Consider the following 9945-nt stretch of genomic DNA (forward strand, 5'->3'; position numbering starts at 1 on the left):
CAGCAGGTTCTCGGGTGATAAACCGACGCTGGTGCCGCGTCATAACATCCCGTGTCAGGGCGAGACATGGGAATCGTTACCCACGCCGGAGCGAGCACCTGGGGACTGGCCAGCCGCCGGGTTCCCAGCCGAGGAGCTGGTGCCGGGTTTACTGCATCCCGTGTCAGGCAATGACATTGAGTTTCAGTTTTTTTATCAGCGAGCCCCGGAGATACTTGTGACCAGCAGGTTCTCGGGGGAAAGACCGACGCTGGTGCCGCGTCATAACATCCCGTGTCAGGCAATGACATTGAGTTTCAGTTTTTGCTACCAGCATCGCCTGGTGACCAGCAGGTTCTCGGGTGATAAACCGACGCTGGTGCCTGATCATAATACCGACAGTCAGGCTAAGATGTTGGGGTTGTGCTTAAGATGGAAGTTTACTTACCGACCATTAATTTCTATTTGAGCTTACTGAATACATACAGACAAGTCTTAAGCCACGGACACCATTGGTAGTCATTGCCTGATTAAAAAGCCTAAGAGTACATTCGGCCCAGAAATGTTCATCTCCCAGTGCCTGTCCAACAGGTAGATAACGTCGAGGTCCTGATGACCAGCAGAAAACTGAGCGCTGGTGGCTGGCTCGCAACTGAAATGTCATTCAAAGATGTGGGAATCGGAATCTACGCCGGAGCGAACACCTGGGGACTGGCCAGCCGAGGAGCTGGTGCCAGGTTTATTGCATTCAGTGTTAGGCAATGACATTGAGTTTGATGATTTTCATACCAGTGAGGCCCAGGTGATACTCGTGACCAGCAGGTTCTCGGGTGATAAACCGGCGCTGGTGCCGGGACACATCATCCCGTGTCAGTGCAAGACATGGGAATCGACATCTGCGCCGGAACAAATTCTTGGGTGCTGGTCATCCGCCGGGGTCCCAGCCGAGGAGCTGGTGGAAAGTCATTAGTTCCAATGTCATTCAGAGAAATTGAGTTGAGCGACTGCACGAGCTCGAATCGTTGGTCACCAGCTGAATTCCACGAACGCTGGTCATGTCTAGTCCCCTTCCCTGTCATAGCGAGACAAAGCGTTAGGCTAAACAAATTCAAATTCGTGCATACGACTTTCATGATTGAACCATTGTTCATACCAACGTAAACACCCGCATACCGGCCCTATTCGGAAACCAATTCTGAAATCTATTAGCGAAAATTCGTCCCTTATTTGAAAAAACGTCGATTTAATTCATGCAGTATCAACCAATACCCCATTTGGGAAGGAGACAGGGTTTATGCATGAACAGACGGATGTCCTTGACGTTCAAACAGACGAAGTTGATGTTCTTACTGAGGACATTGAGGCTGATGTTCAAGTTAAAAAAGACGATATCCATGCAGGTCTAAAATTGGGTTTGATCACCAAGAACCTAAAACGTAATGCAATGGAACTGAAGGCGGTCTATGCCGAAGCCGGTGAACTTATAGCCGAAATGGAAGACTTGGCTGACAAGTATTACCGAAAACCTCAGCTCGAACAGAACCATAGAATTATCAAAGACAATTCTTACCACCGTAGAAGCACGTTCGCCAATACAGGCCATGTATTGATTGGGACTAAGTATTACACCAAAGACAGGGACGGTTGGGAGAAGGTGATGTGTTTTGAACTTCGAATGCGTGACATGAGCCGCTTAAACAAAACAACAAAAAAGAAGGCGTATCACTTTGATCCCGATAAGAAGATTCCGAATTCAGAGAAATACTATGAAATTCCTAAGTTCGCGACGAAGTACGAGAACAAGTCAGAGAACAAGATTCCCTACAAAGTGCTGACCCACCCTTTTTCCAAATCACAATGTAAAAAATACATGAGGGATTGGGAATTAAAGCTGTTCCTAACATTTAAGCAAATTATCAGTCCACCCACACGACGTTACCTCGGATTAAGGGAGCGCTATAAAACGCTTCGAGAGGAACGACGCGTATTACTCAGCATTTTCATTGCAGATAGAGGGCTCCCACTAAGCAGGGAATACAACCGAAAAATAGGCGAGCTAGAAAAGGTCATCGCTGACCATTACCCAGAACTCATCAATCTCTAAGGAGAATCACCATGGCTGAATTTAAGCAAATGCGACGCCACATCCCCGTTTCAATCGTGTGTCGAAGCGAGACAATGTACCGCTACTTAGGTCAAAAAGGCGGTCAATTGGTTGGCGCAACACAACGAATTGCGACGTTGTACGAGTCCACCGAAGACAACGATGAAAACCGTGATGCGGTAGTGTCTATCTTTGAAACCAACTTTGAACATTTGGAAGAAGGTCAAGGTGAGTTTGCAAGACAGGCTGATGCAGTGAAGCGTAAATACCGCAAACAAAATCGCAATGTACCTTTTCCTGAAATCGAAGTACCAGATAACCACAAAGTCGTCATCGATGTGACCCACCCTGTCTTCCAACGTGTGTTGCAGGTCATTCGAAAGTTCGACAACTCGATGGCGGTCATGGAAGTACTTTGGATGGTAGGCGATGTCGACGAAGAACGTTACAAGTACGCGAAAATCAAACTCGCTTCTACGATGTCGCGCTTCTCTAACGACGTGTTCCGTATTACCAACCAACTTCGCTCGCTAGACACTGGTCGCGGCACAACACACCAACGCGTTAATCAACAAATCAATCAAAAGTTGAAACCAGTAGAGGTGGTTGAAGAGGTCACCGATGAGCAGCCAGATAACGTGTCGTCTCCATTGAATGAAGCTGAAACTGAGCAAGAAGCAGAACCGGTGGATATTCATGCTGGTGGCGCTGAGATATTAGGCGAAGACGAAGACCCACTGAGTGCGGAAGAAATTCAAGCCGTAATAACTCAAAAATCCGATGAGTCACTACAGGAATCAGCTTAATGCGAATGTTTGATGGCGTCAGATCAAAATTAACTCAAAGTGCAATTATCGTAAAAGAGAAATTGCGCTTGAAAACTGGTGAGCTGCATGAGGAGTTCGCCAGTGAAACTATTTTGAAGCAGCAGCAGGAGATTACTCGCTTGCAGAAAGAAGTCGCAAGCATGATCAAATACCCGCCGACGCCAGATGGTGTCCCTGTCTTAACGGAGGGGGACATTTTATTCGCTTATAGAGGCATTATTAAGGAAACCTTCCTTGCCGTAGGCATGCTCGAAGGTACAGATAAAAGCCTGACTCCATGCTTTATGAACACGTACATGCATGCGATCCGTTCTGTGATTTCATTTTTCCACCTACTGCCTGCTAGTGAGTACCATCATCACAATGAAGTTGGCGGCCTACTTCGTCATTCATTAGATGTTGCCTTAATGACCTTAAGAATGTCGAAGGGCTCTCGACCTTTGGCTATCGGATTCCAAGATGAAGAGATGCTACGAGAACCGCGATGGCGCTTTGCCGCATGGTTAACAGGTTTGTTGCATGATGCAGGGAAAGTCATTTCTGACATGAGGGTTTCGGGGAAAGAGCTGGATACCACCTGGAACCCACAAATTGAAACCATTTACGAATTCAGTGAAAGATACGGTATTGACCGCTATACCGTTAGCTGGAATCCACGCCGTGCTAATCATTACCATGAAAAGCTGTCAGTGCTGTTATTAGACAGAGTACTGAGTGACACAGCAAAGCGCTGGTTATATCAATCTAACGATAACCTTTCAGGACCAATCATTGACGCGCTGCAGAACTATGCCCGTAAGGAAGGGTATATCGAGAAACCATTGCGCCGTGCCGATGCGCTCAGTGCCGAACGAGATCGTAGAACCCAATTCCACAAACTCATCGGACAGCGTAAAGCCGGTAAGAGTCACGGCATTATCTCGGCCATCCGAGATTTACGAAAAAACCGTTGGAACAAAGTCAATGAAATCGGTGCTCGCATGTATGTCATTGATGGGGAGGTATACCTCGATTACAGAAATGGCGTGCAAGACATCATCAGCCACATGAACGCTAATTCTAGCAACTCGGGTCACCTAGCCAGAATTGAATCCAACATTGGTATCGTGGTTCAGGAGATGGAAGAGCTAGGTATTGTGGAGCCGATGCATGAAGAGTCAGACTTTGTGAGGCTCACATTTACAGCGAAGCAAGGGAAGATGCGACAAGTTGATATCGTTCGTATCAGTTATCCAGATTTGGTCTTCGAAGGTGAATTACGCCCACCTAACCTTAAAGACTGTTACATCGAATTTTCTAGCATGGGCGAACGCTTAACAATCGACGCCAAAGGCAGCTTGGATTATACCGAGCCAAAAGATAACCCATTTCAGACCCTTTATAACTTGGACCCAGAACAAGGCTCCCAAGTAAATCGTAATAAAGCTCGTTCATTGAATTTGCCGGGGCTACCAAAACCACCTGAAGAACTCATGCAAGCTGCTGAAAATCAATCACCGACAACGACCCCGCAGCAGATCAATGCACCAGCACCGGCCAACACGAGCAACAATGGGAAGCCTGCAACAGCGACACCTGCTCAGAAAAACGTTCCTGCACAGAAAAACGTTCCTGCTCAAAACAACGTCCCTGCACAGAAACCAGCACCCAAACCTCAAGCAACGAAAAAAGCAGCGACGAAAAAAGCAGCGACTAAGACGAACACCACAAAGGCAAACTCACCGTCAAAGACAAGTGCGCCAACAATCGTGTTCGAAAATGAAACAAATCAGTCGGTGGAAGAAAACAATGCGGCACCTAGTGTATGGGATGGCATGAACATCAACGCAGCTGACGACAAACCAGTTCAGGCACCGTCGTCCAAACCTCTAGCCACCGCAGCTAAAGGGCGTAAGTCCCAAACACAGAAAGCACCGCAAAGAGCTTCCGCTTTAAAAAATGTGTCTGATAAAGACCTAAGAACCCTATGTTATGTGATGGCATGGGCGCTATCCAATGGTAAGACCGATGGTGATTCCATTGTCAGCTATAGCTCAAGAAATGCGATCTACGCGCACAAAACGTGGGTTCTCTGTCTTGTAGAGATGACCAACATGGAAATGAATACGACGGCTTTTTTTGACCGCTTCGGAGATGACATAGAGCCAGGGAAAATATTGGGCATTGACGCGACAGAGCACATCAAGTTGGACAGCAGTTGCGTCAAAGCCTTCGCAGAACTGTTCGGTGTGGGCGAAAAACTGTTCTTAGATCAAATTAAAAATTTCAATGACTATGGTAGGCCAGAGCGTATGGATAACCTCGATTTCTTTGCAGGAAAGCTCACCATTAACAGCGAGCAAGAGAAGTTAATTTTAGATTCAAACCTCGCCAAAGAATTGAACTTAATTGCTAATGGAGTCGCTTCTGATGTTTAAGTCAAAGACAAAACCCCTGTATGACGATATTCAAGACTACTTCCGTGAAGTGTTTGAGATACAACAAGCTCGCGCATGGCTGGCTTCGGGTGCTTTTTTCAGTGTCGCTGGTGGATATCAAGCATTGTACAACCTATTCACTGAGACACCGGCTCCCGATACGGTGATGCTGACAGGGTTAGGTATGGCCACCAGCTTTGTCATGGCCGCCAAACGATCTTCTGAAGCATGGCCAATTCTAAAGATGCAGGCTCGATTGTGTTCAAACAAACTGGATATAGAGTCTTTGGAAGACACTCGAAAGAAGGCAGAGAAATACAAAGACCGTATGTACTTAGGGACCGGCTTTAATTGGGGGCCTGAGCACGCCATCAATATGTATAAAATCAACGCCCTCCCTTCTGCACGCCGCGACCAAAAAGTGCCTTTATATTTAAGGAAGTTTATCCCCTATAACCCTGATCTGAACGAAGCATTAGGTGGGGAGCCATTCCTCATGGCCTTGGGCAACGAGAAAGATGTGACTGTGCATTATGATGTAGGCCGCGCACACACAATCATCTACGGCGTTCCAGGCTCAGGCAAAACAACATTGTTGAAGTTAATCGCATTAAACAAACTGTGGTCAAAGCGAAAATGCTTGCTCATCGTCATCGACCCAAAAAATACGCCGGAAATGCGAAATGGGTTGAAAGCAGAGATGGAGCGTCAGGGTAAAGGGGACCAGTTCTACTATTTTGCCCCCGCACGGCCATCTGAGTCTGTCGTTGTTGATTGCCTAGCCAACTATAACCGAACATCGGAACTGGCAACCCGTGTCGTTGAATGTATTCCAACGGGCGGCTCTTCTGGGGAAGTGTTTAAACAATTCTGTTGGGAACGTGTAAACCAAATTACTCAGGCAGCGGAATACATCGGTGAACGACTCACACTTCGTACCCTTCATTACTACCTGCGTGAAGGTCTAGTTCGTCTGGTAGAGAAAACGTGTGAAACGTACTTCAGTCAAGAAATAGGTGTGGACTGGAAAGCCCAAATGAACGGTCGCATCAAGGCCATGGGCTCGCAAGACTGGCTTGAAAATATGATCATGTATTATTCCGATGTCATGGCCAAAGACAAACCTTGCTCTCAACTTTCAGGGATCATTGACGCCTTCCATAAAAAATCATCTGAAGTGAGCACCAAAACTGGCTCATTGAATGCAATTCTGGAACAACTTTGCTCGGCGCCTCTAGATACATTGTTGTCCCCTGATTTAAATAATTTATCGGACAACCAACCGAACGTCGTCAATTTACGCGAGTTATCAAACACAGGTGGAGTGCTGTACTGCGCCACAGACGGTTTAACAGACCCAGTGATTTCAGGCACCTTATCGAAGCTTGTGTCGGCAGCTGCAGCGGCATCGTCAGCTGAACGTTATAACTTTGGTACAGGAGAAGAGCCAGAGGTTTGCTTTATGGTTGATGAAGCCCATAACGCGCTTAATGATCCAATACTAAATTTACTCGCCGTCGGTCGACAATCCAAATACGAACTGTACTTAAGTACCCAGTCCATGCCCGACATCGTAGAAAAAACCTCGCAAGCGACCGCCGATAGGGTAACCGAGCTGTGTGCCAATACCATCGCCATGCGATGTGAAGGCAAAGTAACTCGTGAATATGTATCAGAAAAGATGGGGGCAGCCGATCTAAGAAAGCATCAAAAGATGATTTCAAACAGCGCCTCAACACAAGATTCCGTCTCTTCATTCAATTCAGGTTCTGGTGTACGTGAGTCATCAGAAGAGCGCAGTTTATTTCCACCGTTCATGGTATCGGCCTTACCCAATTTGCAAGCTATATGCAGCTTTTCAAATGGAAATAAAACCCTACTCCGCCTGCCTGTAGAGCCACGTTAAGGAAAGATTATGAAAGTATCGACCAAATTCAAAAAAATTACTGCCAGCGTTTATCTGAATCGAACGATCGATAAAGAGTTGAGCGAGCGATTGAATTATCAGGCGTTTATTTGGCCATCTCTTGGTGAGGTTCAAATGCGAGTAGTGAGGTTATTCGGTGACGTTGTGCCAGCTTCTTTCAATGAAGGAGAAGAACAACTCTTACTTGACGTGGTATTGCAAGAGATGGCCGACACATGGGATGAGCACTATGAGAAACACGGCAAGGAAATCGCATTCAAGCACATCTTTCTGAAAGTGTTTGACCGAACCTCAGAACTGTTCAAAGTCATGGTCACATCAGAAGACACAAAGGCAGGCTGCGACCTAATCTGGGACCCGATTCGCTGTTCATTTTCAGACTTTGCTACGTCCAGCCGCGTATGTTGCATGGAAGTCATTGACAGAAAACTAACCTCAGAGAGCGAGAAACATTGTCGCCAACTGAGCCTGTTACTGCTCCCTCAACTCTTCGGTCGTCCTGAACTCAATACAATGGGTATCGCACCTTACGCCTTCGAAGATCCTCGCTCGGTGAATTTGTTAGACCTGTTACTCAAACCTGAAAAGATATTGGAGGCTGCTCATGGCGCATGATACCCAATCTTTTATCGACGAAGGTAACAAAGCCCTACTCGGTGATGGTGTCACCATACTAAACCCGTGGGTAAGGTTGGGGTTTATGATCTGGTTCTTCTCTTTGTTGTATTGCTGGTTTGGTATGTCAGCAGAGCAATTTAGAGCCGACGTCATCGATGAAGTGTCCATTGTCCAGTCGACAATGACCGAAGAGCAATCAGAAATAGTGTTCGACCGTGTAAACGGTCAATACCAGACGACGATGGTCGATACGGGCATCTCCAATGTCATTGATAGATTTTATATCAAACCTGAAAAGACCAATGGGTCCGGGGTCTTTATCGCAGGCATATCAGAGCGGCTGGTGGATAACACAAAGATGTGGTGGTATCGCAGCATACTTCGACTGAACGTACTCATGGAATGGCTTCTTTTAGGCGGGGTGCTTATCTTCGCGTTCATGAGTGATTCTTACTACGAATATCGCAAACGAATCTATGCCTTTACACAGCACAACGTGAAAATAGCGGCCATGGCCTTTCGCATGATATTCATCATTCTCTTTTCACTATGGGTCTTCCTTGTAGTCCCCATCATTGATGGCGAATTTTGGCGATATTTACCCCTATTTTTCATCGGTTTATGCATCCTGTTAACCACCACTATCATGCGTGAATTCCAACGCTTTTAAACAGACATAGGTAATCAATAACATGCGGATATTTAAAAAGAAGAATCAAGAACCAAAGTCATTGAGAGAAAACCTCAAAGAGTTTACGCAGCGATACCGGTCTATTCACAACCTAAATCGGATTAAGGTCGGTTTCATTGTTTTTGGTGTGTTGTTCGCGGTCGGTCAAACCATATACCGAAGCCACTATTTCAACATGCCGGTTCCGCACATAGCGCTCATACAACTGGAGGGAGCCGTAGAGAGAGGCAGTCCGACAGCTGATGGAACTATCCTGTCAGAAAGCATAAGAAAAGCCATGAAAGATCCATTGGCTCATGCCATTTTGATTGAAGCGAACTCACCGGGGGGCAGCCCAGTGCAGGCCGAGATATTACATAGGACGTTAATGTCCATGAGAGAAACCACCAATAAGCCGGTCTATTTTTCAATAGGTGAAATGTGTGCGTCGGCTTGTTTATACATCAGCTCCTCGGCAGACAAAGTGTATGCCCATAAAAACTCGTTGATCGGCAGTGTCGGCGTCAGAATGGATACCTGGGGATTCGACAAACTCATTCAACAACTTCAAGTTCAAAGACGGACATACACAGCGGGTAGAAACAAAGCCTTGCTGGACCCGTTTTTACCCGAGAACCCTGAAGCAACAGAGCACATAGAGTCACATGTCCTCCAGCCATTATTTGAGGAGTTCAAAGGGGCGTTAATTGAAGGTCGTGGCGAGAAATTGGAAACGGACAACCCGGACATCTTCACTGGCTACATTTGGACAGGTTCAGAGGCCGTTGAAATCGGATTTGCCGACGACATTCAAACGCATTTCGAGATCCGTGAAAGTCTGCGTGATGAGTACCAAGTGACGGACATACAGAACTATACCAAGCCTAAGTTCAGCATGATGAAACTCCTGAGTTCCGATTTCTGGGCCGAGGTGTTAGCGAAAACCGCCATGAAGTTAGACTCAGGCAGCGAGATGGAGCTTAGATAGACAACTGGAGTGTTCGTTGTTCAATGAAAGACAGCCAACACTCCGCTTCTACTGGCAAGGTGGTCCAAGAACGTCGGTTCGTCGCTGGTGGAGGGGTGGCAAAAAATACACGTCGCCCGTATGCGATAACATAATATGGTAATGAAAGTCATACAAAAACAGGCAGGGTAAATGGGAAATTTCTTATCTCGGATGCGTCTTCACCCTAGTGAGAATCGTTAACTGGGAATTCAAACTGTGACGTGTATTGCACTTTTGTTGAGTGGATGTAAACAGATTTCATCGGAAAACCCGTTACCAATAATTGTGACGTGATTCAAACCTAAGCAAAATTTCAGTCAACAAAATCATATGCTTGTGTGTAGGTGAAGTGCAAGTTATTGATATGTAATAACAAAAAAACATACAAAATAAC

The 9945-nt window shown here is 46.2% G+C and carries 8 protein-coding genes; all 8 read left to right on the forward strand.

Translation table 11 applies throughout. The features are described from left to right. Positions 1–448, forward strand: a 448-nt coding sequence (locus tag BCT81_RS29510; RefSeq protein WP_206747995.1) for a hypothetical protein, incomplete at its 5' end; no start/stop codon positions are given. 825 nt (positions 449–1273) lie between these two features. Next, positions 1274–2083, forward strand: a complete 810-nt coding sequence (locus BCT81_RS01900) for a hypothetical protein (protein WP_102423096.1) — start codon at positions 1274–1276, stop codon at positions 2081–2083. 11 nt (positions 2084–2094) lie between these two features. After that, positions 2095–2889, forward strand: coding sequence for a hypothetical protein (locus BCT81_RS01905; RefSeq protein WP_102423097.1), 795 nt, complete (start codon positions 2095–2097; stop codon positions 2887–2889). After that, a complete protein-coding gene (mobH, locus tag BCT81_RS01910; RefSeq protein ID WP_102423098.1) occupies positions 2889–5327 on the forward strand; it encodes a MobH family relaxase in 2439 nt (812 codons plus the stop codon). The genes BCT81_RS01905 and mobH overlap by 1 nt, the downstream gene beginning before the upstream one ends. Continuing rightward, entirely contained in the window at positions 5320–7233 is a 1914-nt protein-coding gene (gene traD / locus BCT81_RS01915; RefSeq protein WP_157938833.1) for a conjugative transfer system coupling protein TraD, read from the forward strand. Before mobH ends, traD begins: the two co-directional genes overlap by 8 nt. Positions 7234–7242: 9 nt before the next feature. Next, positions 7243–7869 (forward strand): hypothetical protein, encoded by a 627-nt coding sequence (locus tag BCT81_RS01920; protein WP_102423100.1) that lies wholly within the window; start codon positions 7243–7245, stop codon positions 7867–7869. Further along, positions 7859–8542 carry a DUF4400 domain-containing protein gene (locus tag BCT81_RS01925; protein WP_102423101.1) on the forward strand — a complete coding sequence of 228 codons (684 nt, stop codon included), beginning with the start codon at positions 7859–7861 and terminating at the stop codon, positions 8540–8542. The genes BCT81_RS01920 and BCT81_RS01925 overlap by 11 nt, the downstream gene beginning before the upstream one ends. Before the next feature lie 22 nt (positions 8543–8564). Then, the gene (locus BCT81_RS01930) at positions 8565–9530 is read left to right on the forward strand and encodes a S49 family peptidase (RefSeq protein ID WP_102423102.1); all 966 of its coding nucleotides are present in this window, start codon (positions 8565–8567) and stop codon (positions 9528–9530) included. The last annotated feature ends 415 nt before the right edge of the window (positions 9531–9945 follow it).

The sequence above is a fragment of the Vibrio sp. 10N.261.52.A1 genome, assembly GCF_002876325.1.
In the GTDB taxonomy this organism is placed as follows: domain Bacteria; phylum Pseudomonadota; class Gammaproteobacteria; order Enterobacterales; family Vibrionaceae; genus Vibrio; species Vibrio chagasii.

Coding starts and splice junctions, on each gene's coding strand:
- BCT81_RS01900 (WP_102423096.1), top strand. CDS start 1,274: ATGCATGAACAGACGGATGTCCTTGACGTTCAAACAGACGAAGTTGAT.
- BCT81_RS01905 (WP_102423097.1), top strand. CDS start 2,095: ATGGCTGAATTTAAGCAAATGCGACGCCACATCCCCGTTTCAATCGTG.
- mobH (WP_102423098.1), top strand. CDS start 2,889: ATGCGAATGTTTGATGGCGTCAGATCAAAATTAACTCAAAGTGCAATT.
- traD (WP_157938833.1), top strand. CDS start 5,320: ATGTTTAAGTCAAAGACAAAACCCCTGTATGACGATATTCAAGACTAC.
- BCT81_RS01920 (WP_102423100.1), top strand. CDS start 7,243: ATGAAAGTATCGACCAAATTCAAAAAAATTACTGCCAGCGTTTATCTG.
- BCT81_RS01925 (WP_102423101.1), top strand. CDS start 7,859: ATGGCGCATGATACCCAATCTTTTATCGACGAAGGTAACAAAGCCCTA.
- BCT81_RS01930 (WP_102423102.1), top strand. CDS start 8,565: ATGCGGATATTTAAAAAGAAGAATCAAGAACCAAAGTCATTGAGAGAA.